The sequence below is a fragment of the Sphingomonas sp. PEI4 genome, assembly GCF_056679955.1.
The window spans coordinates 2,523,409-2,544,428 of sequence record NZ_CM155258.1; the positions used below are offsets into that span (position 1 = coordinate 2,523,409).

Here is a 21,020-nt window from a genome sequence, read left to right on the forward strand (position 1 = left end):
GCGTACGGACAAGGGGCGAACGGACAAGGGAATGCAGGAGCTGATGATATGAAGACATTGGTATGGGTCGAACATGACGGTCAGGCCGTCAAGGATGCCACGCTCTCTGCCGTAACCGCGGCAAGCCAGCTCGGCGAAGTGCACCTGCTGGTCGTCGGCCAAGGCGTCGACGGCGTCGCTGCCGAAGCCGCCAAGATCGCCGGTATCGGCAAGGTCCACGTCGCCGACGACGCCGCGTTCGCGCATGCGCTCGCCGAGAACGTCGCGCCGTTGATCGTCGAGCTGATGGGACATCACGACGCGTTCGTCGCGCCGTCGACCACGCACGGCAAGAACATCGCCCCTCGCGTGGCAGCGTTGCTCGACGTCATGCAGATCAGCGACATTCTGTCGGTCGAAAGTGAAGACACGTTCACGCGGCCGATCTATGCCGGCAACGCGATCGCCACGGTCCAGTCGTCGGACGCGAAGAAGGTCATCACGGTCCGCGGCACGGCCTTCGCCAAGGCCGCGACCGAGGGTGGCTCGGGCGAGATCGAAGCGGTCGCCTCGACCGGCGACGCTAGTGCGGATCGGGGCCTGTCGACCTTCGCCGGTTCTGAGATCGCCAAGAACGAGCGCCCCGAACTGACCAGCGCGAAGATCATCGTCTCGGGCGGCCGCGCGCTCGCCTCGAGCGATCAGTTCCACGCGTTGATCGATCCGCTGGCGGACAAGCTCGGCGCCGGCGTCGGCGCCTCGCGCGCGGCGGTCGACGCAGGCTACGCACCGAACGACTATCAGGTCGGCCAGACCGGCAAGATCGTCGCCCCGGAAGTCTATGTCGCAGTCGGCATCTCGGGCGCGATCCAGCATCTCGCCGGCATGAAGGACTCTAAGGTCATCATCGCGATCAACAAGGACGAGGACGCGCCGATCTTTCAGGTCGCGGACATCGGCTTGGTCGGCGATCTGTTCAAGATCGTGCCGGAATTGACGGCGAAGCTGTAGGCAACGCCGCTGCGCAAGGCGAAGCCGAGCGCAACAGCAAGCCCGGCTGGCGGCGCTCCAGCGCCGACCGACGACGCGGGATTTACTCCCGCGTCGCGTGCCACGAACGGGCGGTGTGACTTCGGTCGCACCGCCCGGTCTTGTATCTGATAAGGGTCACGTCTGCCCGACGGACTTGCCGATCCCCGTCCCAGGGATTGATCGATCGCATCCGATGCATGCAACCCCGGGCAAGGGTCCGAGCCAGTCGCGGGAACGATGTATCCGCTCCCTTACCACGACCTTTCCAACTTGGCACCGCGCCTCCAGCGGACGTGTCCGTCACCGCTCGCCCTTCTGTCCCGAATCCCTTGCTCTCAAAATGTAATGATGTACCATCCCAAATGGCGGTATCTATTTCGCCGCCATCCTCGAGGAGATGCAGGGGAGACGGAAAATGTACGCGGATCGACTGAACCGGACGGGCGGATTCAATCCCGGAAGCCTTGGCGTCGCGCTCGCCGTCAATAGCGTGGTGATCGGAGCGTTGTTCTTTGCAGCCCCGCACGTGCTGCCGTTCGTGCCCGGCAAGCCACTCATAACCTATGTGCCGTACACCCCGCCACCGCCGCCCGCGCCAACCCCGCCCGCCGACCCGCTGATCCGCCAGCAACCGCGCCCTGCCCCGCGTCCCGATGCACCGATCCCGCAGGTGCCGACGCGCACGGAGAACGGCTTCACGGTCGCCCCCGATCCGCTCCCGTACACGCCGCCGGTCGGAGTCGAAGGCACCGGAACGGGCACCGTGGCAGTCGATCCGCCGAAACTGCCGCCGCTGTTCGTCCAACCCGGCATCGACCCACGCTACGCCGCCGATTTCCAGCCGGGCTATCCATCCGAGGAACGCCGTGCCGAACGCGAGGGGAAGGTCGTCGTCCGCGTACTCGTCGGCACCGACGGCCGCGTGAAGCAGGTCGAGCGGGTCAGCGCGACCACAGACGCCTTCTACCGCGCAACCCTGGACCGTGCGCTGGCGAAATGGCGGTTCAAGCCGGCCACGCGCGACGGCATCCCGGTCGAGGCATGGCGATCGATGTCGCTGACGTTTGTCCTCCAGAACTAAAGCCCCGGAAACTAAACCTGAGGGTGCGGGGCTGGCCTAGCCGGCTCCGCACCCCTATCTTGCGCGACATGGGCTTTTTCAGTCGTTTTTCGCCGATCGTCGCATACCGGGACCTGCGGCTCTTCCTTAGCCAGCGCCGGCCGTACGAGCTCCTGTTTCTCATCGCCGCGCTCGGTGTCACCAGCTTCCTGATCTACGCGTTCATGAAGGATTCGTACGTCGAGAAGGAATACCGCCCGAAGATCATCTATGTCGAGCAATGGCCCGCGGATCGTACCGATGCGCAGATTATCGCCCAACAGAAGATCGACGCGCCGATCAAGGCCAAGGCGCTTGCCGAGCAGAAGGCCCGCGAGGACGAAACGCGCGCTTCGTTCAAGCGGCTGGACGACAAGCTGAAGGCCATGGGGATCTGACCCGGGCTGACGCGCGCTGGATGGGTGTCGCGCTGGCACTTGCCGAACGAGGTCGCGGACGGACCGCGCCCAATCCCAATGTCGGTTGCGTGATCGTGCAGCACGACCGCGTCGTCGGGCGTGGCTGGACACAACCGGGTGGTCGTCCGCATGCCGAAGCGATGGCGCTGGCCGAGGCTGGCGCGAAGGCTCGGAGGGCTACGGCGTACGTTACGCTGGAACCGTGCGCTCATCAGTCCCCGCGTGGGCCAGCGTGTAGCGAGTTGCTGATAGAGGCAGGCGTATCGCGCGTCGTTGCTGCCCTCGAAGATCCGGATGCACGAACGGCAGGCCAGGGGTTTGCCCGGCTTGAGACTGCCGGCGTCACGGTGGCGCGTGGCGTCGGCATGAACGAGGCCCGCCGTTCGATGGCTGGCTTTCTCACCCGGCAAGCGCTTGGCCGCCCCCACGTCACCCTGAAGCTTGCGACATCGCTCGACGGCTGCATCGCGATGCCTGACGGATCGAGTCGCTGGATCACCGGTCCACACGCGCGCGCCCACGCGCATCTGGAGCGGAGTCGGCACGAAGCGATCCTCGTCGGTCGCGGGACATATGACGCCGATACGCCGCAACTCGACGGGCGCTTGCCGGGGTTGGAAGCGCGCCAGCCGAAGCGCGTGCTTTTATCCACGACCGTCAAAGACCTACCCGGTTGGACCGTCATCGCTGCGCCGCACGCCATCGCCCCCCTTCCCGGCGTCGACCATATCCTTGTCGAGGGCGGCGCGGCCGTAGCGTCGGCGTTCCTCGCGGCCGATCTGGTCGACCGGCTCCTCCTCTACCGCGCACCGATCCTGATCGGCGGCGGCAAGCACGCACTCCGCGACATCGGCCTCCCGGACCTGGCCGAAGCACATCGTCGCTGGGCACCGGTCGATGCGCGACAACTTGGCAGCGACCGGCTCGAGGTCTACGAGCGCGAACGAAACGAGGCATAATGTTCACCGGAATCGTTACCGACATCGGCACTGTCACCAGCGTAGAATCGCCTGGCGATACGCGTGTGGTCATCAGCACCGCCTATGATACCGCCACCGTCGATCTCGGCGCATCGATCTCCTGCTCGGGCGTCTGCCTGACGGTGGTCGATAAAGGCCCCAACTGGTTCGCGGTCGACGTCTCCGGCGAGACGATCAGCCGCACCGCCAAGGACCAATGGACCGAGGGCCGGAAGTTCAACCTCGAACGCGCGATGAAGCTCGGCGATGAGCTCGGCGGCCATATCGTCACCGGCCATGTCGACGGGCTCGGCACTGTCGTCGCGCTCGCGGAGGAAGGCGGATCGCACCGCGTCACGATCCGCGCCGGCGCAGACATCGCGCCGTTCATCGCGCCCAAGGGTTCGGTCACCGTCGACGGCGTCTCGCTGACCGTCAACACGGTCAGCGACATCGACGGCGGGGTCGAGTTCGGCCTCAACATCATCCCCCATACCTGGGCGGTCACCACGCTCGGGACGATCCAGATGGGACAGTCGGTCAATATCGAGATCGACGTCCTCGCCCGCTATCTCCAACGCATGGAGCATTACCGTGTCAAAGCCAGCTGAACGTACCGCCGAATTGGGGCGCCTGAAGCACGGTTACCTGTCGTCGCCCGAAGAGATCATCGACGAGGCGCGCAATGGCAGGATGTTCATCCTGGTCGACGACGAGGATCGCGAGAACGAGGGCGACCTGGTCATCCCCGCGCAGATGGCGACGCCGGAGAAGATCAACTTCATGGCCAAATACGGTCGCGGCCTGATCTGTCTCGCGCTCACCAGGGATCGCACCGAGGAACTCGGGCTCGAACTGATGAGCCGCAACAACGGCACGCGGCACGAGACCGCCTTCACCGTCTCGATCGAGGCGCTCGAAGGCGTCACCACCGGCATCTCCGCGGCGGATCGCGCGCGCACCATCGCGGTGGCGGTCGATGCGACCAAGGGCAAGCCGGACATCGTCACCCCCGGCCACGTCTTCCCGCTGGTCGCGCGCGACGGCGGCGTACTGATCCGCGCTGGCCACACCGAGGCGGCGGTCGACGTCGCGCGGCTTGCCGGGCTCAACCCCTCGGGCGTGATCTGCGAGATCATGAACGAGGACGGCACGATGGCGCGGATGGACGACCTCGTCACCTTCGCGCAGTTTCACAACGTCAAGATCGGCACGATCCGCGATCTGATCGCCTATCGCCGCCGCTACGACCACCTCGTCGAGAAGCGCGCCGAGGCGAAGTTCACCTCCGAATGGGGAGGCGACTGGACCGCGCTGACGTTCTGGAACAAGGCGACCGGCACCGAGCAGGTCGCGCTGGTCAAGGGCAAGATCGATCCCGACAAGCCGACGCTCGTCCGCATGCACGCGCTGTCGCCGTTTGCCGACATCTTCGGCGAATCGGGCGATCGTGGCCGCATCCTCGCGCGTTCGATGCAGATGATCGCGGACGAAGGCGCCGGCGTGATCGTCGTCATCAGCCGGCCACGCAGCAACACCTTCACGTCCGCGGTGATGAAGAAGGCGGGGGCGGAGATCACGCCCGACATGGAGGAACTGCGCGACTACGGCGTCGGCGCGATGATCCTGACCGAACTCGGCGTGCACGACATGGTGCTGATCACCAACACGCACCATACGCTGATCGGGCTCGACGGTTACGGCCTGTCGATCGTCGGCGAGCGGCGCATCGCATCCCTGGATACAGAAGAAAGCCCGAACTGATGGCGCATCTCCTCATCGTCGAAGCCCGGTTCTACGATCACCTCAACGACCTGCTCGTCGAAGGCGCAAAGGCCGCGATCGAAGCCGCCGGCCACACGCACGAGACGATCACCGTGCCCGGCGCGCTCGAAGTCCCCGGCGCGATCGCGCTGGCGGCCGAGAGCGAGACGTTCGACGCCTATGTCGCGCTCGGCGTCGTGATCCGCGGCGAGACCTATCATTTCGAGATCGTCGCAGGCGAGAGCGCACGCGGGATCATGCAACTGACGATGGACGGCCTGCCGATCGGCAACGGCATCCTGACCACCGAGAACGAAGCGCAGGCACTGACCCGCGCACGTCCGACCGAGGGCGACAAGGGCGGTGGCGCGGCCAACGCGGCGCTGGCGATGCTGGCGCTGAAGGACCGCTTCATCGCATGACCCCGTTCCAGGCATGACCGCTCCGGTGCTCCTGACGGAGCGCCTGTTGCTTCGGCCACTCGGGCCGGAGGATGCCGAAGCGTGGTATGCATTCCACGCCGATCCCGTGACGATGCGCCATCTTGGCGGCGTTCAGGCGCGCAGCGTCGCATGGCGTGGGCTGTGCGCGATGGCCGGCGCGTGGAGCATTCGCGGCTTCTCGATGTTCGCGGTGACGCTGCGCGATACCGGCGAATGGATCGGCCACGTCGGTCCGTGGCAGCCCGAAGGCTGGCCGGGTACGGAGATCGGCTGGGGGCTGGCATCGCAGTTCGCCGGTCGCGGGTTTGCGCGCGAGGCTGCGGCGGCAACTATCGACTATGCGGTGGATGTGCTCGGCTGGACCGACATCACCCACACCATCGCGCCTGACAACGCCGAGTCGATCGCGCTCGCGCAACGGCTCGGATCGAGCAATCGCGGTCGAACGACACTCCCCCCGCCGCTCGAAGCGCTGACGGTGGACGATTGGGGCCAGAGCGCTGCCGACTGGCGGGTACGGAGAGCAGGGCGTGGGTGACGTGATCAACCTGCGCCGCGTTCGGAAGCAGCGGACTCGCGACGAGGCTTCGGCGAAGGCGGATCAGAACCGCAGGCTGTTCGGGCGGACTGCGGTGGAGAAGGCGGCGGACGCTGCTGCGAAGGCGCGGATCGAGAAGACCTTGGACGGCGCCAAGCTCGATTCCACCTCCGACACGTTCGGGGAATAACCTTCTCCTCACCGTTCCGACAGCCGTTACGGGTCCCTCCCTTGCGGGCGCCAGACCGAACCAACGTCCAACCTCCAATGCTCCCCCGCCAGGGGGAGGTGGCGCCATAGGCGACGGACGGGGCGGACACGGAACGGCGGGAGTGGTGATAGCTTTGACTGAACCGGAAGGCATCTCGGCCATCAAACCCCGAGCCCCGCCGCCTTCGATAACCACGCTGCCTGTGCCCTTCGAGCAAGTACGTGTAGGCAGTTGCGCAGCACGATGCCCTTCCTTGTTCTCCCGCGAAGGCCGGAGCCCAGGCTGGATGCCCGCCTTTGCGGGGAAACAAATCTTGATTAGCCGCCCCCAGCCGTCCTCAACCGCCTCACCACAGGAACGTCACGCGCGTTGCGCCGTTATGCCCCCGTAACAAAGGGGCTGTCATGATTTCGGATGCGAATGCGACGTGGCTTGCCAAGCTCGGCTTTGCCGCGCGCGGCGTGGTGTATATCCTCGTCGGCTGGTTCGCGGTCGACGCGGCACTACGGGGTGGCAAGATCGCCGACAACCAGGGCGCGATCGGATCGATCGCCGACGAAGCGTTCGGCCCGGTACTGCTCGCGATCGTTGCCGCCGGGCTGCTAGGTTACGCAGTCTGGCGGCTGACCGAGGCCGCGGCGAACCCGGAGCAGATCGGCCGCGATGCCAAGGGCAGCCTCAGGCGGATCGGCCATGTCGTCAGCGGGATTGCGCATCTGATACTCGCCTGGACGGCCGCCAAGCTCGCCGCGAAGACGGGATCGCGCGACGCCGCCGTCTCGCCCGGCGACGAGAGCGCACGCGACTGGACCGCGTTGCTGCTCGACCAGCCAGCCGGACGACTGCTGGTCGGCGCGGTCGCGATCGGCGTGCTGGTCGCTGCGTTCCAGCAGGCGCAGAAGGCCTGGCGCGGCGATTTCATCCACGACCTGCGCGGCGATGCGCCTGCGCCGGGCTATGTCTGCACGATGGGCCGGATCGGCTACGGCGCGCGCGCGATCGTGTTCCTGATCGTCGCCGGGTTGTTCGGGCTGGCGGCGTGGACCGCACATGCGAGCGACGCGGGCGGGGTGGCCGAGGCGCTGGAGCGGCTGCAATCGCAACCCGGCGGCAAGTGGTTGCTTGTGCTTACCGGGATCGGTCTGGCGCTGTTCGGCGCATACAGCTTGGTCGAGGCACGCTTCCGGCGGATTCATGTCAACCTGCCGGGGACCGATTGACAGTGAGCTGGCAGCCCATCGTCAAGATGCCGATGCTAGTAGACGGCGGCATGTACACGACCAGCCGTTGAAGGTGATCGATGCGTTGGAGGCGATGATGCCCAGGGCGCTCAAGGTAACGTCCGCGCCGATCGCCGCGGCCCTCGCGTCGCATTTGGCCAAGCTCCAGACCGAACGCTATCTGAAGGCGGAAAACTGCCGGACGTTTCTTGAAATCGACGCGGCAAGGCAGTGGCTCGCGGGCGACAACCACGCCGCCAGACGGGCTTCAGTCCTGGGGCGCAGTTTCCAGCAACGCCGCCTCGACTTCTTCGACCGTGATGCCGAACGCGCCGGCGAGCCCCGACAAGGACGCACCGCGATCGGCGAGCGTGCGAATCCGCGCGGTATCGACGATCGTCTTGTAGCTGCGCGTGTCGCGGTCGGTCTTCGATTCCTCCCCGCTGCGCGCGAGAGCGCCCGAGCGGCGGCGTTTGGAGATCTTGAGCGCCTCGACGTCGTTGGTCGGCGGAGCATCGAGCCGCGCCTTGATCCGCTGATCCTCCTCGACACGCCGGCTTTCGCGGGCGCGTTCGCGTTCCTGGGACTGACGGTCACGCTCGGCGGCGCGCGACTCGGATCGCTGTTCGGCGGCGGCCAGCCGCTCCTTGGCGCGCTGTTCGCGGTCCGTGGCCCGCTCCTCCGCCCGCCGCGCGGCGCGGTCGGCGGTGCCCGGCATGAGCGGCCCCGTTCCCCTGCCGCCACTCGGCCAGCCGTCGGTCATTGCATATCCTGTAGTCACCGGTGCGCCCATGCGGCGCGGAAGAGCGCTGCTAAGCGATGGCGGCACCGGTGACTAGGGGCTCCACGCCATCACGCGGCGCCCCCCTCCGTCATCCCAGCGAAAGCTGGGATCTCACCGTGGTGCGAACGTCGCGAGCCACAAGGGATACCCCAGCTTTCGCTGGGGTGACGGTTGGAGTTGTTGCGGGGCCGACCTTTCAAGCCGGCCCCGCAACCGCCACAGCTTACGCGTTCGCAGTCTCGAGCGCGGGGTAGTCGATATAGCCCTCAGGCCCTTGGCTGTACCACGTCTTCGCATCGTCCTTCGCGAGCGGCGCACCGTCGCGCAGGCGCTCGGCGAGGTCGGGGTTGGCGATGAACGGACGGCCGAAGCTGATCGCGTCGGCATCGCCCTTGTCCAGTTCGGCCTGCGCCTTGTCCAGCGTGTAGAAGTCCGAGTTCAGGACCAACACGCCCTTGAAGACCTTGCGGATCGCCGGGCTGAGCTTGGGCACGTCGGTCTTGCCGAACGTGCCGTCGGGGCCGGGCTCGCGCAGTTCGAGGAAGGCGATGCCGAGATCGGAGAGGACCTTGGCAGCGGCGGTGAACAGCGGCTCGGGATTGCTGTCGTCGACACCCTGCGAATCGCCGTTGGGCGACAGGCGGACGCTGACGCGGTCGGCACCGGCAACGGAGATGACGCGCTCTGTGACTTCGCGCAGCAGACGGACGCGATTCTCGATCGAGCCGCCATATTCGTCGGTGCGGCTGTTGGCGTTGTCGCGCAGGAACTGGTCGATGAGATAGCCGTTCGCGGCGTGGATCTGGACGCCGTCAAAGCCTGCCGCCAGCGCGTTCTTCGTCGCCAGCTCGTAATCGTTCAGCAGGCGCGGAATCTCGTTGGTTTCGAGCGGACGCGCGACTTCGAAGTCCTGCTTGCCCTCGAACGTATGCGCTTGGCCTTCGGTCGCGGTTGCCGACGACGAGACCGGCTGCATGCCGATCACCGACGAATGGACCTGGCGACCCATGTGCCACAGCTGCGCGATGATCCGGCCACCGGCGGCGTGGACCGAGTCGGTGACGGGCTTCCAGGCGGCAACCTGCGCATCGGTCCACAGGCCCGGCGCAAACGGCCAGCCAAGGCCTTCGCGGCTGATACCGGTGGCCTCCGAGATGATCAGGCCGGCGCTCGCACGCTGCGTGTAATACTCGACCATCATGTCGGTCGGAACGGCATCCCTGTCGGCACGCCCGCGGGTGAGCGGCGCCATGATGATGCGGTTCGGCGCGGCGACGGCGCCAAGGGTAATGGAATCGAAAAGGCTAGGCATGGAAGCTCCTTATTGGCCTGACGGGCGGAAGATAGGAGGCTACAGGGCGGCATGCATCGCCCCGCCCCGCAAACATTATCTAGCGTGCCCGATACGCCGCACGGTTTGACGGCGGACGTGAAGACTGTCGCAGTGCCGGGCGCCGCGCCGGGCCTGGTCGCGTTCGCCGCGCTGGTGGTGGCGAACGTCGCACTCGCATTCGGGCCGTGGTTCGTGCGCGCGACCGAGGTCGGGCCGGTCGCGGCGGGGTTCTGGCGGCTGACGCTGGCGGTGCCGTTCCTGGTCGTGCTCGCGGTCCAGCAGGGCGCGCGGCCGATGCGGCTCGGGTGGAAGCTGTGGGCCGGGCTGCTCGCGGGCGGGGTGTGCTTCGCGGCCGACCTCGGCACCTGGCACCTCGGAATCCTCCGCACGACGCTCGCCAATGCGACGCTGTTCGGCAATGTCGCGACGCTGATCTTCCCGATCTACGGCTTCCTGATCGTGCGAAGCTGGCCGACGCGGACGCAAGGGTTCGCGCTGGCCCTGGCAGCGGCGGGTGGCGCGCTGCTGCTCGGACGCTCGTACCAGCTCGATGCGAAGAACCTCGCGGGCGATCTGTTCTGCCTCCTCGCAGGGCTGCTCTACACCGTCTATTTCATCCTGATGGCGCGCGCGCGGGCGACACTCGCCCCGGTTTCCGCGCTGACGCTGTCGACGCTCGCCGGCATCGTGCCGCTGCTGGTGTTCGCGCTGGCGATGGGCGAGCGCGTGCTGCCGGCGCACTGGGGTCCGCTGATCGGGCTGGCTTTGTGCAGCCAGGTGCTCGGCCAAGGGCTGATGATCTATGCGCTCGGTCGCTTCACGCCGCTGGTGATCGGGATCGCGTTGCTGATCCAGCCGGTGGTGGCAGGGCTGGTCGGCTGGCTGGTGTACGGCGAACGGCTCGGCACGGCGGACCTGGTCGGCGTCGTGATGGTGGCGGTCGCGCTGGTCCTCGTCCGCCAGGGGCCCGGCCCCGAAGCGTTACCTCTTGAAGACGCGCTTGATACGCCTGATTTTGAACGGCAGGAGACGGTATGACCCAGGACCTTACGCTCGACGAAATCCGCGCTCTGCTGGCGCCCGGCATCGCTTCCAACGCGGCGTTCGACGGCTGGAGCGACGCCGCGCGCGACATGGCCGCGCAGGCCGAGGGGATCGACACCGACGTCGCGGCACTGGCGTTCAAGGACGGCCCGGTCGACATGATCGATGCGTGGTTCGCGCATATCGACGGCGTGATGCTGACCGCAGTGCCGCCCGAGCGGCTCGCACTGATGAAGATCCGCGAGAAGATCACCGCGCTGGTCGAGGCGCGGCTCGATGCAACGGTGATCGATCGCGAATCGCTGCGACGTGCGGTGGCGATCCTCGCGCTTCCGCAGAACCTGGCAAAGGCGACGCGGCTCGGCTGGCGGAGCGTCGACACGATCTGGCGCGCGGCCGGCGACGTCGCGACCGATTATAATTACTACACCAAGCGGACGATCCTGCTCGGCGTGTATGCATCAACGGTCACCGTGTTCCTCGACGACGAAAGCGAAGGCCTCGCAGAAACGCGCGCGTTCCTAGCGCGGCGCATCAACGGGATCATGCAGTTCGAAAAGGCCAAGGCCGGTTTCCTCAAGCGGACCGAGCACGGCTTCAGCCTGTCGCGATTCGTTGGCCGCCTGCGCTATCCGACGGCGTGAAGGTTTGAGCGCGGGACGACTACCAAGATTCGTCATCCTGGGCTCGACCCAGGATCCAGAGCCATAAACGCCTCCGCATGTGGCTCTGGATCCTGACTTTCGTCAGGATGACGGAGTGTTAGAGCTCGTTCGCGCGGCTTAGGGCTTCCCTTTCATCGGCGTTACTGATAATCAGTCGCATCATGGACACTCGCCCCGATCGTTCCGTCAGCCTCGAAACACTGCCGCGCAAGCAGCATGCCACCGTTGCCGCAATCGAATGGGCGCGTCTTGCAGGGCCGGAAGCACGCCGACTGCGCGAACTGGGCTTCGATGAAGGTGTCGATGTCGAGGTCCTGCACCGCGCGACGCTGGGCCAGGGTCCGATCGCCTGCCGGATCGGCCGCATGACCGTCGCGCTCCGCCGCGCCGTCGCGGGCGCCATCCACGTCTCGCCAATGCCTGCGGCCGCCGAATAACCCTATAGCATGAACGCAGCACCGCTGGTTGCGCTGGTCGGCAATCCGAATGCCGGCAAGAGCGCGCTGTTCAACGCGCTGACGGGTGCGCGGCAGAAAGTCGGCAATTACCCCGGCGTCACGGTCGAGCGGAAGGTCGGACGGCTGATGCTCGACGACGGGCGGCCGATCGAACTGGTCGACCTGCCCGGCGCGTACAGCCTCGAACCTTCCTCCCCCGACGAGCGTGTCACGCGCGACGTCGTCACCGGCACGCAGGACGGCGAGCGACTTCCCGACGCGCTGGTCGTGGTCGTCGACGCCGCCAATCTCGACAATCACCTGCGCTTCACGCTCCAGTTGATCGCGCTCGGCCTGCCGGTGGTGGTCGCGCTCAACATGGTCGATCTCGCCGAGCGCGACGGCCTGAAGCTCGATCCCGCGATCCTGGAGCGCGAACTCGGCGTGCCGGTGATCCCCACCGTCGCGGTGCGCAAGCGTGGGTTGGACGAACTCAAGGCCGCCCTCTCGGGCATCGTCGTCAACGGGCCAATGCGCCTGCGGAAATCAGACGGCAGCGTGCAGGACGACATCGTCACGCTCCAGCGCCGCGCGCGTACGATCGCCACTGCGGCGACCGTGTCCGAGACGACCGTCCGCCGCTGGACGCACATGCTCGACGCGGTCGCGCTGCATCCCGTCGCGGGGCCGATCCTGCTGCTCGCGATCATGTTCCTGATGTTCCAGGCGGTGTTCAGCTGGGCACAGCCGTTCATGGACGCGATCGATGCGGGCTTCACCGCGCTCCAGGCGTTCCTCACCGCCGAAGTGCCCGATTCGCTGCTCCGCTCGCTGCTGGTCGATGGCGTGATCAAAGGCGTCGGTGCGGTGATCGTGTTCCTGCCGCAGATCCTGATCCTGTTCCTCTTCATCCTCGTCCTCGAAGCGAGCGGCTACATGGTCCGTGCGGCGTTCCTGATGGACCGGGTGATGGCGAGCGTCGGGCTGTCCGGCCGCGCGTTCATCCCGCTGCTGTCGAGCTTTGCGTGCGCGATCCCCGGCATCATGGCGACGCGGACGATCGACGATGAGAAGGACCGGCTGACCACGATCCTGATCGCGCCGCTGATGACGTGTTCCGCGCGCCTGCCGGTCTACACGCTCATCATCGGTGCCTTCATTCCCAACACGAAGATCCTGCCGTTCGTCGGGCTTCAGGGCATCGTCATGCTCGGACTGTACGTGATGGGCATCGTCGGCGCGTTCGTCGCCGCGCTGGTGCTGCGTCGGACGGTGACCAAGGGTGTGTCGTCGGGCTTCATGATGGAGATGCCGAAATACCAGTGGCCGCAGTGGCGCGACGTCGGCATCGGCCTGTGGAGCCGCGCGCAGATCTTCCTGAAGCGCGCCGGCGGCATCATCCTGACCTCGACGATCATCCTGTGGGTGCTGCTGAGCTTCCCCAAGCCGCCCGAACAGCCCGCAGGGGCACCGAAGATATCGGCGGTCGATTATTCGGTCGCGGGACGCATCGCCAACGGGATCGCGCCGGTGTTCGCGCCGATCGGCTTCAACCGCGATATCGTCCTCGCGCTGATCCCGGCGATGGCCGCGCGTGAGGTGGCCGTGGCGGCAATCGGCACGGTCTATGCGATCGACGATCCCGACAGCAACCAGGGCGGCAAGGCGATGGTCGAGAACCTGCGCGGCCGCTGGAGCCTGCCGACCGCGCTCGCCTTCCTGATGTGGTTTGTGTTCGCGCCGCAGTGCATTTCGACCATCGCCGTCACCCGTCGCGAGACCAATGGGTGGAAATGGCCGGCGTTCATGGTTGGCTATTTGTTCGCCGCCGCCTACATCATGGCCGGAATCACATATTGGCTGGCGGTGTTCGCCGGCCTCTGAGGGGCATCATGGCAGGCAGCGTCAACAAGGTCATCATCGTCGGCAATCTGGGTCGCGACCCGGAGAGCAAGGCGTTCCAGAACGGCGGCAAGGTCGTCAATCTGCGCATCGCGACATCCGAGTCCTGGAAGGACAAGATGTCGGGCGAGCGCAAGGAAAAGACCGAATGGCATTCGGTTGCGATCTTCAACGAAGGTCTCGCGAACGTCGCCGAGAAGTATCTCCGCAAGGGTTCGAAGGTCTATATCGAAGGCGCGCTCCAGACCCGGAAGTGGCAGGACGCGCAGGGCCAGGACAAATATTCGACCGAGATCGTGCTGCAGGGCTTCAACAGCGTGCTGACGATGCTCGACGGCCCGAACGGCGGCGCAGGCGGTGGTGCAGGCGGCGGCGGCGGTAGCCGCGGCGGTGGCGACGACTGGGCCGGCGGTGGTGGCGGCAACGACTTCGGCGGCGGCTCGTCGGGTGGCGGTTACGGTGGCGGCGGCGGTGGCGGTGGCGGTGGCGGTCGTGGTGGCAGCGCGCCTTCGGGTGGCGGTAGCGGTGGCGGCGCACGCGGCGGCAGCTTCGGCCAGACTGGCGGCTTCTCGGACGATCTCGACGACGACGTGCCGTTCTGATCTCCATGACGACGCTGTATTCCGTTCCAAAAACCGCCACGTTCGACGAGGCCGAGCGCTCCCGCGTGATCTCGGCCTACGACGTCGCCGGCGCGCGCGCGAAGGGCCAGCTCGACGACATCGTGGCGTTCGCGGCCGAGCTTTGCGACGCGCCGGTTGCGTTATTGAGCCTGGTCGAGGAGGAATATCAGCGGTTCCTATCGCGCACCGGCACCGATCTCGAACAGACGCCGCGCAGTATGTCGTTCTGCGCACATGCGATGCACCACCATGACGTTATGGAGGTGCCCGACGCGCAGGAAGATCCGCGCTTCGTCGACAATGCGCTCGTGACCGGGCCGCCCTATGTGCGGTTCTATGCGGGTGCGCCTCTGGTCTCCAGCGAAGGCGTGCCCCTGGGCGCACTCTGCGTGCTCGCACCCGATCCGCGCGAGGGGCTGACCCGGTTCCAGCGCGACGGCATGACGTTGCTGGCGAAGGCGGCGATGGGACGCCTCGACGATCGCCGTACCGCGCGCGAGCAGGCAATGGCCGAGGCCGAGGCGCGTCGTACGCTCGAGGCGAGCGACCTGAAGTTCCGCACGCTCGCCGACACCATGCCGCAGATGGTGTGGTCGACGCAGCCCGACGGTTTCCACGATTACTATAACGCGCGCTGGTACGAGTTCACCGGTGCTCCTGCGGGTACGACCGACGGCGAAGGCTGGAACGAGATGTTTCACCCGGAAGATCAGGATCGTGCCTGGGCAACCTGGCGCCACTCGCTCGACACCGGCGAACCCTATAATATCGAATACCGGCTCCGGCATTTCGACGGCACGTACCGCTGGGTGCTCGGCCGTGCGCTGCCGGTCCGCGACGAAAGCGGTGCGATCCAGCGCTGGTTCGGGACGTGCACCGACATCCACGAACAGAAGCTCGCCTATGAAGAGCGCGAGGTCATCAGCCAGGAGCTGAGCCACCGCATCAAGAACATATTCGCAGTGATTGCGGGGCTGATCGCCTTCTCCGCGCGTGGAAAGCCAGAGTTCGCGGGCATTGCGAACGACCTGCGTCACCGGATCAACGCGCTTGGCCGCGCACACGACTTCGTCCGCCCGCACAGCGCCAACTCGCGTCCGACCGCGGCGCAGAACAGCCTGCACGGCCTGTTGCAGGAATTGTTCGAGCCGTATCAGCGGATCGACGGCGCGCGTCTGAGCGTGATGGGTGACGACGTGACGATCGACGATCGCTCGGCCACGCCGCTCGCGTTGCTGTTCCACGAGCTAGCCACCAACGCGACCAAATACGGCGCGCTGGCAACCGAACTCGGAACGGTCCAGATCATCGTGGCGGCAAACGACGACACGGTGACATTGAACTGGTGCGAACAAGGCGGCCCGGTCGTGACGAAACCGACCACGCCGGCAGGCTTTGGCACGCAGTTGATCGAAATGAGCGCCGTGCGTCAGTTGGGCGGCAGTGTGAACCGGACCTGGAACGATGCAGGCCTGATCGTCGACCTGACGATACCGAAAGCTGCGTTCAGCCGCTGACGACGCGAATGACGTCGTCGTGCGTTCCGGCTTCATCGTCGCAGGCCAGAGCAGCAGCGGCGAGAATTGCGGCATCGCTGAATGGCTTGCGGATGTATCCCAGGCACTCCGCATCGCCGATCTGTGCGGGATTGGCAGTCACGAACACAACCTTGACGCCGTAGTCGTTTGCCATCCGCTTGGCGATCTCCGGCCCGGTCGGTCCGTCGCGCAGGTTGATGTCGACGAACGCGAAGTTGCAGCCCGGTGCCGCCGCGATCGCACTGTCGCGATCCGCCGCGATCCCCACGACGCCATAGCCGGCATCCATCAGGATACGCTCGAGGTCGAGCGCGACGAAGATCTCGTCTTCGACAATGAGGGCGGTCTTGGTCATCGCCGTGTTAACCGGTCGCCGACCAATCAGTTCCGCCGCGATACTGATCTCAATCAGTATTCAGCTAAATAGTGTCACTTTTATTGCAGCACCATTACCGCCGCAGCAGGAATACCGCGTGCTCGGCAAGCAGATTGGCGCCCCCTGCGCCGGTGCGCTTGTTGCCCGACAGGAACCAGGCATCCTCGAGGATGATTCCGCGCGCCTTAACGAAGGCACGGAAATCGTCGATCGTGACGTGGTGGATGTTCGGCGTGTCGTACCAGCTCTCGGGCAATTGCCGAGTGACCGGCATCCGCCCGCCCCATAGCAGCGACAACCTCACCCGCCAGTGCGCGAAATTGGGGAAGCTGACGAACGCCCGCCGGCCGATCCGCAGCAGGTGATCGAGCACGAGGTCGGGGGCGCGTGCGGTCTGCAACGTCTGGCTGAGGATTGCGTAGTCGAAGCTCGCGTCGGGATAGCCGGCGAGATCGATATCCGCATCGCCCTGGATCACCGACAGCCCGCGCGCGACCGCCGAGGCCACGTTACGCGCATCGATTTCCAACCCGCGTGCATCGACGTCGCGGGTGTCGCGCAGTGCGGCCATCAACGCCCCGTCTCCGCAGCCGATATCGAGCACGCGACTGCCCTGCGCGACGTTTTCAGCGATGACGGCGAGATCGGTACGGAGAGTCATGGCGCGGCCCGTAATTGCTCAGCGAGACCGGGGGCCAGCCTCTCCATGTAGCGATCGGCGCGGACCAGAGGATGGAAGCCTAGGTCCGCATACACGCCGTGCGCATCGGCGGTGACGAGCCCGACCCTGCGCAACCCGGCAAACGACGGATGCTCCAGGAACCAGCTCACCATCCGCCGCCCGAGCCCCTGCCCTCGCGCAGACTGCTCGACCCACACGTCTGCAAGCCATGCGAAGGTGGCATGATCCGTAATCATCCGCGCGAAACCGACCTGGATGTCGCTCTCGTACGCGCCGAGACAATGCGATCCGGCGATCGCGCGCTCGACCAGACCTCGCTCGATTCCCGGCGACCAGTAGCTGCTCGCCAGCCAACCGTGGATGCGGTCGACCTGCAACCGGCTCGCGTCGTCGGAGAGGATAATCTTCATCGGCCAGCCCTCAGGAAGCCGTCGACGACCCGGTTCATATCCGGCGCCTCCAGCAGGAACGCATCATGGCCGTACGGGCTCGACAGCTCGACGAAGCTGACCGGGGCGCCCGCGGCGTTGAGCGCCTGGACGATCGCGCGCGACTCAGGGGTAGGGTACAGCCAGTCCGTGTCGAAGCTGACGAGGCAGAACCGCGACTTGGTCGCGCGGAAGGCGTTGGCGAGCAGCCCGCCATGCTCCTCGGCCAGGTCGAAATAATCCATCGCGCGCGTGATGTAGAGGTACGAGTTCGCATCGAACCGGTCGGTGAACGCGAGCCCCTGGTGGCGCAGATAGCTTTCGACCTGGAAATCAGCGTCGAACCCGAACGATTTCGCATCGCGTGCCTGGAGGCGACGGCCGAACTTCTCGGTCAGCCCCGCCTCCGACAGATAGGTGATGTGCGCCGCCATCCGCGCGACGGCGAGCCCGGCGGTCGGCGCCGCATCGTCGTGATACTCGCCGCCACGCCAGTTCGGATCGGCCATCACGGCTTGGCGCCCGACCTCGTGGAACGCGATGTTCTGCGCCGTGTGCCGCGCGGTCGAGGCGATCACGACGCACGCCTTCACGCGGTCGGGGAAGGTCGCAGGCCAGCTCAGCGCCTGCATCCCGCCCATCGATCCGCCGACCACCGCGTGGAGTACCTCGACACCGAGATGATCGAGCAACATCGCCTGCGCGCGCACCATGTCGCGGATCGTGATGACCGGGAAGCCCATCGCCCAGGGCCGCCCGGTGGCCGGATTGATCGTCGCGGGGCCGGACGAGCCCATGCAACTGCCGAGCACGTTCGCACAGATGACGAAGTGCCGCGCGGGGTCGATCGGCCTGCCCTCGCCGACCATCCGCGTCCACCAGCCGGGCTTGCCGGTGCGCGGGTGGTTCGACGCGACGTGCTGGTCGCCGGTCAGCGCATGGCAGATCAGGATCGCGTTCGAAGCGTCGGCGTTGAGCGTACCGTAGGTTTCGTAGGCGATATCGACCGGCGACAGCAGCACCCCGCCATCGAGCCTGAGCGGCCCCGGCAACGTGACGCGCCGGGCGAGGCCGAAGCGCTGGTCGGTGCTGTGGTCGGTGCTGGGGTCGATGGCAGGCGTGTCGAGCATGCCGCGCGCTACCATAAGCGCCCGCCGTCATGCCAGCGCGCTGGTCGTCCACCTCCTCGATCCTCCCCCGCAAGGGGGAGGTGGCTGGCCCTTGCCAGACGGAAGGGGAGGAAAGGGTAACCGATGTTGCGTCACCCTCCCCCTCCGTCGCCTAAGGCGCCACCTCCCCCTGACGGGGGAGGATCGTTCGAACCACACCGTCATCCTGACGAAAGTCAGGACCCAGAGCCATGAACGTCACCGCTTGTTACCCTGGGTCCTGACTTTCGTCAGGATGACGGGAGAAGGGGGGCATCGATCTTTGCCGACCTTTTGCCCCCCGACGCACAAAGATTTGCCACCGCGCCACACCGCCCGCTATGTCCCGCGGCCATGACAAACATCACGCCCGCCCCTGCGCCAAAGCCCTGGATCATGGGCATCGCGCCGTACACGCCCGGCCGGTCGACGACCGACGATGGCCGCAAGGTGATCAAGCTGTCGTCGAACGAGAACCCGCTCGGCACCAGCCCTGCCGCAAAGGCGGCGTTCGACGCCGCCGACCGGACGCTGGAACGCTATCCCGACGCGAGCGCGGCGGAACTGCGCGAGGCTCTCGCGGCGCATTACGACCTCGACCCCGCGCGCGTGATCTACGGCACCGGCTCCGACGAAATTTTGCATCTTATCGCCGGCGCCTATGCGGGTCCCGGTGACGAGATCATCCACGTCCGCTACGGTTTCGCGGTCTACGAGATCGCCACGCGCCGCGTCGGTGCCGAGCCCGTCATCGTCGATGACCGCGACTATGCGACCGACGTCGACGCGATCCTCGCCGCGGTCACCGAGCGCACCCGTGTCGTGTTCGTCGCCAATCCGAACAACCCGACCGGCACATTCACCCCGCGTGCGGAAGTCGCGCGGCTGCATGCCGGATTGCCAAAGTCGGTGCTGCTCGTGCTCGACCAGGCCTATGCCGAGTATCTCTCGCCCGAGGAGGACGATGCGGGCTTGGCACTGGCGATGACCGAGGCGAACGTGCTCGTCACGCGGACCTTCTCGAAGATCCACGGGCTGGCCGCCGAGCGGATCGGCTGGGGCTATGCCTGCGCGTCGATCATCGATGCCATGCACCGCATCCGCGCGCCCTTCAACGTGACCACCGCGGGGCAGGCGGCGGCAGTCGCCGCGATCGCCGACACCGGCTTCGTCGACGCAACGCGCGCACATAACGACACGTGGCGCGGCTGGTTCGTCGAGCAGATCGAGCAGATGGGCAATGCAGGTCTGCGCGCGGTGCCGTCGAAGGCGAACTTCGTGCTGGTGCTGTTCGAGGGCAAGCTGACCGCCGACGCCGCCTATCACGGGTTGATGGAGGCGGGCTACATCGTCCGCTGGCTGCCGGGTCAGGGTCTGCCCAATGCGCTGCGCATCACGATCGGCACCGAGGAGGAAACGCGCGGCGTAACCGCGGCGCTGCGCGATCTGGTCGACAACGCCTGATGCTGCCGTTCGCGCGCGTCACGATCATCGGGCTGGGACTGATCGGCTCGTCGGTGGCGCGCGCAGTACGGGAAACGATGCCGACGGTCCGCGTCACCGGCTACGATGCCGATGCGAGCGTCCGCGAGACCGCCGACCGGCTGCAATTCTGCGACGACGTCGCGGATTCGGCGGGGGCGGCGGTGATCGACGCGGACCTCGTGATCCTGTGCGTACCCGTCGGCATCATGGGCGAGGTCGCGCGTGAGTTCGCGGCAGAACTCCCCGCCGATGCGGTCGTCAGCGACGTCGGCAGCTGCAAGGCCGAAATCGTCCGCGCACTCACGGAAGCGCTGCCGAACGCGACCGTGATCCCCGCGCACCCTGTTGCTGGCACCGAGCGCAGCGGCCCCGAAGCCGGCTTCGCGACGCTGTTCCGCCACCGCTGGTGCATCGTCACGCCGCCGGAGGGCGCGGATGCGGTCGCGGTCGAACGCGTCTCCGAATTCTGGCGGCGCCTCGGCGCGCAGGTCGAGACGATGGCGCCCGAGCATCACGACCGCGTCCTCGCCGTCACCAGCCATCTGCCGCATCTGATCGCCTACACGATCGTCGGCACCGCAGGCGACCTGGAGGAAGTGACGCAGTCCGAGGTCATCAAATATTCGGCCGGCGGCTTCCGCGACTTCACGCGGATCGCGGCGTCCGACCCGACGATGTGGCGCGACATATTCCTCAACAACCGGGAGGCGGTACTGGAAATGCTCCAGCGCTTCTCGGAGGATCTGAGTCACCTGCAGCGCGCGATCCGCTGGGGCGACGGCGACGCGCTGTTCGACCTGTTCACGCGGACCCGTGCGATCCGCCGCAGCATCGTCGAGCAGGGGCAGGACGACGACGTCCAGGATTTCGGCCGTACGCACAGTTGAGGGGGTGCTTGCGATTGCGCTTGC

General features: G+C 66.4%; 24 protein-coding genes. 18 read left to right on the plus strand and 6 right to left on the minus strand.

The features are described 5' to 3' along the window. Positions 1 to 48 precede the first annotated feature (48 nt). From AC1MLZ_RS11630 to AC1MLZ_RS11675, 10 genes are all read left to right on the plus strand, one after another. Entirely contained in the window at positions 49 to 990 is a 942-nt protein-coding gene (locus tag AC1MLZ_RS11630; protein ID WP_480958598.1) for an electron transfer flavoprotein subunit alpha/FixB family protein, read from the plus strand. Positions 991 to 1,426: 436 nt separating this feature from the next. Beyond that, complete coding sequence (locus AC1MLZ_RS11635; RefSeq protein WP_480958599.1) at positions 1,427 to 2,092, plus strand: energy transducer TonB; 666 nt, start codon at positions 1,427 to 1,429, stop codon at positions 2,090 to 2,092. Continuing rightward, the gene (locus AC1MLZ_RS11640; RefSeq protein ID WP_480958600.1) at positions 2,053 to 2,508 is read left to right on the plus strand and encodes a hypothetical protein; all 456 of its coding nucleotides are present in this window, start codon (positions 2,053 to 2,055) and stop codon (positions 2,506 to 2,508) included. Before AC1MLZ_RS11635 ends, AC1MLZ_RS11640 begins: the two co-directional genes overlap by 40 nt. 20 nt (positions 2,509 to 2,528) lie before the next feature. Beyond that, complete coding sequence (gene ribD / locus AC1MLZ_RS11645) at positions 2,529 to 3,488, plus strand: bifunctional diaminohydroxyphosphoribosylaminopyrimidine deaminase/5-amino-6-(5-phosphoribosylamino)uracil reductase RibD (RefSeq protein WP_480958601.1); 960 nt, start codon at positions 2,529 to 2,531, stop codon at positions 3,486 to 3,488. Further along, positions 3,488 to 4,099 carry a riboflavin synthase gene (locus tag AC1MLZ_RS11650; RefSeq protein WP_480958602.1) on the plus strand — a complete coding sequence of 204 codons (612 nt, stop codon included), beginning with the start codon at positions 3,488 to 3,490 and terminating at the stop codon, positions 4,097 to 4,099. The genes ribD and AC1MLZ_RS11650 overlap by 1 nt, the downstream gene beginning before the upstream one ends. Then, the gene (gene ribB / locus AC1MLZ_RS11655; RefSeq protein WP_480958603.1) at positions 4,083 to 5,252 is read left to right on the plus strand and encodes a 3,4-dihydroxy-2-butanone-4-phosphate synthase; all 1,170 of its coding nucleotides are present in this window, start codon (positions 4,083 to 4,085) and stop codon (positions 5,250 to 5,252) included. Before AC1MLZ_RS11650 ends, ribB begins: the two co-directional genes overlap by 17 nt. Then, entirely contained in the window at positions 5,252 to 5,674 is a 423-nt protein-coding gene (gene ribH / locus AC1MLZ_RS11660) for a 6,7-dimethyl-8-ribityllumazine synthase (RefSeq protein ID WP_426283299.1), read from the plus strand. The genes ribB and ribH overlap by 1 nt, the downstream gene beginning before the upstream one ends. Positions 5,675 to 5,687: 13 nt before the next feature. Beyond that, the gene (locus AC1MLZ_RS11665; RefSeq protein ID WP_480958604.1) at positions 5,688 to 6,233 is read left to right on the plus strand and encodes a GNAT family N-acetyltransferase; all 546 of its coding nucleotides are present in this window, start codon (positions 5,688 to 5,690) and stop codon (positions 6,231 to 6,233) included. Further along, on the plus strand, positions 6,226 to 6,423 hold the full coding sequence (locus AC1MLZ_RS11670; protein WP_480958605.1) for a DUF4169 family protein: 198 nt from the start codon (positions 6,226 to 6,228) through the stop codon (positions 6,421 to 6,423). Before AC1MLZ_RS11665 ends, AC1MLZ_RS11670 begins: the two co-directional genes overlap by 8 nt. A gap of 425 nt (positions 6,424 to 6,848) precedes the next feature. Next, positions 6,849 to 7,664 carry a DUF1206 domain-containing protein gene (locus tag AC1MLZ_RS11675; protein WP_480958606.1) on the plus strand — a complete coding sequence of 272 codons (816 nt, stop codon included), beginning with the start codon at positions 6,849 to 6,851 and terminating at the stop codon, positions 7,662 to 7,664. A 268-nt stretch (positions 7,665 to 7,932) separates the two neighbouring features. Here the strand turns inward: AC1MLZ_RS11675 and AC1MLZ_RS11680 are convergent, their stop codons facing one another. Beyond that, positions 7,933 to 8,427 carry a hypothetical protein gene (locus AC1MLZ_RS11680; protein ID WP_480958607.1) on the minus strand — a complete coding sequence of 165 codons (495 nt, stop codon included), beginning with the start codon at positions 8,425 to 8,427 and terminating at the stop codon, positions 7,933 to 7,935. Between the two features lie 244 nt (positions 8,428 to 8,671). Then, positions 8,672 to 9,760: an alkene reductase gene (locus AC1MLZ_RS11685; protein ID WP_480958608.1), complete on the minus strand. Its 1,089-nt coding sequence runs from the start codon at positions 9,758 to 9,760 to the stop codon at positions 8,672 to 8,674. A gap of 117 nt (positions 9,761 to 9,877) precedes the next feature. Between AC1MLZ_RS11685 and AC1MLZ_RS11690 the strand changes: the two genes are divergently transcribed. The 6 genes from AC1MLZ_RS11690 (at position 9,878) to AC1MLZ_RS11715 (ending at position 15,969) form a co-directional block, all read left to right on the plus strand. Next, a complete protein-coding gene (locus tag AC1MLZ_RS11690; RefSeq protein ID WP_480958609.1) occupies positions 9,878 to 10,819 on the plus strand; it encodes a DMT family transporter in 942 nt (313 codons plus the stop codon). Continuing rightward, positions 10,816 to 11,469 carry a COQ9 family protein gene (locus tag AC1MLZ_RS11695; protein ID WP_480958610.1) on the plus strand — a complete coding sequence of 218 codons (654 nt, stop codon included), beginning with the start codon at positions 10,816 to 10,818 and terminating at the stop codon, positions 11,467 to 11,469. Before AC1MLZ_RS11690 ends, AC1MLZ_RS11695 begins: the two co-directional genes overlap by 4 nt. 182 nt (positions 11,470 to 11,651) lie before the next feature. Beyond that, positions 11,652 to 11,927 carry a FeoA family protein gene (locus AC1MLZ_RS11700; RefSeq protein ID WP_056053729.1) on the plus strand — a complete coding sequence of 92 codons (276 nt, stop codon included), beginning with the start codon at positions 11,652 to 11,654 and terminating at the stop codon, positions 11,925 to 11,927. A 9-nt stretch (positions 11,928 to 11,936) separates the two neighbouring features. Beyond that, a complete protein-coding gene (feoB, locus tag AC1MLZ_RS11705) occupies positions 11,937 to 13,811 on the plus strand; it encodes a ferrous iron transporter B (protein WP_480958611.1) in 1,875 nt (624 codons plus the stop codon). A gap of 8 nt (positions 13,812 to 13,819) precedes the next feature. Further along, positions 13,820 to 14,431: a single-stranded DNA-binding protein gene (gene ssb, locus AC1MLZ_RS11710; RefSeq protein WP_480958612.1), complete on the plus strand. Its 612-nt coding sequence runs from the start codon at positions 13,820 to 13,822 to the stop codon at positions 14,429 to 14,431. 5 nt (positions 14,432 to 14,436) lie between these two features. Further along, positions 14,437 to 15,969 carry a sensor histidine kinase gene (locus AC1MLZ_RS11715; protein WP_480958613.1) on the plus strand — a complete coding sequence of 511 codons (1,533 nt, stop codon included), beginning with the start codon at positions 14,437 to 14,439 and terminating at the stop codon, positions 15,967 to 15,969. Here AC1MLZ_RS11715 and AC1MLZ_RS11720 read toward each other — a convergent pair. From AC1MLZ_RS11720 to metX, 4 genes are all read right to left on the minus strand, one after another. Continuing rightward, positions 15,959 to 16,345 (minus strand): response regulator, encoded by a 387-nt coding sequence (locus tag AC1MLZ_RS11720; protein ID WP_480958614.1) that lies wholly within the window; start codon positions 16,343 to 16,345, stop codon positions 15,959 to 15,961. The two genes, AC1MLZ_RS11715 and AC1MLZ_RS11720, sit on opposite strands and share 11 nt — an antisense overlap. A gap of 94 nt (positions 16,346 to 16,439) precedes the next feature. Beyond that, the gene (gene metW, locus AC1MLZ_RS11725; protein ID WP_480958615.1) at positions 16,440 to 17,027 is read right to left on the minus strand and encodes a methionine biosynthesis protein MetW; all 588 of its coding nucleotides are present in this window, start codon (positions 17,025 to 17,027) and stop codon (positions 16,440 to 16,442) included. Then, entirely contained in the window at positions 17,024 to 17,458 is a 435-nt protein-coding gene (locus tag AC1MLZ_RS11730) for a GNAT family N-acetyltransferase (RefSeq protein ID WP_480958616.1), read from the minus strand. Before AC1MLZ_RS11730 ends, metW begins: the two co-directional genes overlap by 4 nt. Next, on the minus strand, positions 17,455 to 18,606 hold the full coding sequence (gene metX, locus AC1MLZ_RS11735) for a homoserine O-acetyltransferase MetX (protein WP_480958617.1): 1,152 nt from the start codon (positions 18,604 to 18,606) through the stop codon (positions 17,455 to 17,457). Before metX ends, AC1MLZ_RS11730 begins: the two co-directional genes overlap by 4 nt. 372 nt (positions 18,607 to 18,978) lie before the next feature. Between metX and hisC the strand changes: the two genes are divergently transcribed. Next, entirely contained in the window at positions 18,979 to 20,088 is a 1,110-nt protein-coding gene (hisC, locus tag AC1MLZ_RS11740; protein ID WP_480958618.1) for a histidinol-phosphate transaminase, read from the plus strand. Continuing rightward, positions 20,088 to 20,996: a prephenate/arogenate dehydrogenase family protein gene (locus AC1MLZ_RS11745; RefSeq protein ID WP_480958619.1), complete on the plus strand. Its 909-nt coding sequence runs from the start codon at positions 20,088 to 20,090 to the stop codon at positions 20,994 to 20,996. The genes hisC and AC1MLZ_RS11745 overlap by 1 nt, the downstream gene beginning before the upstream one ends. Positions 20,997 to 21,020: the final 24 nt, after the last annotated feature.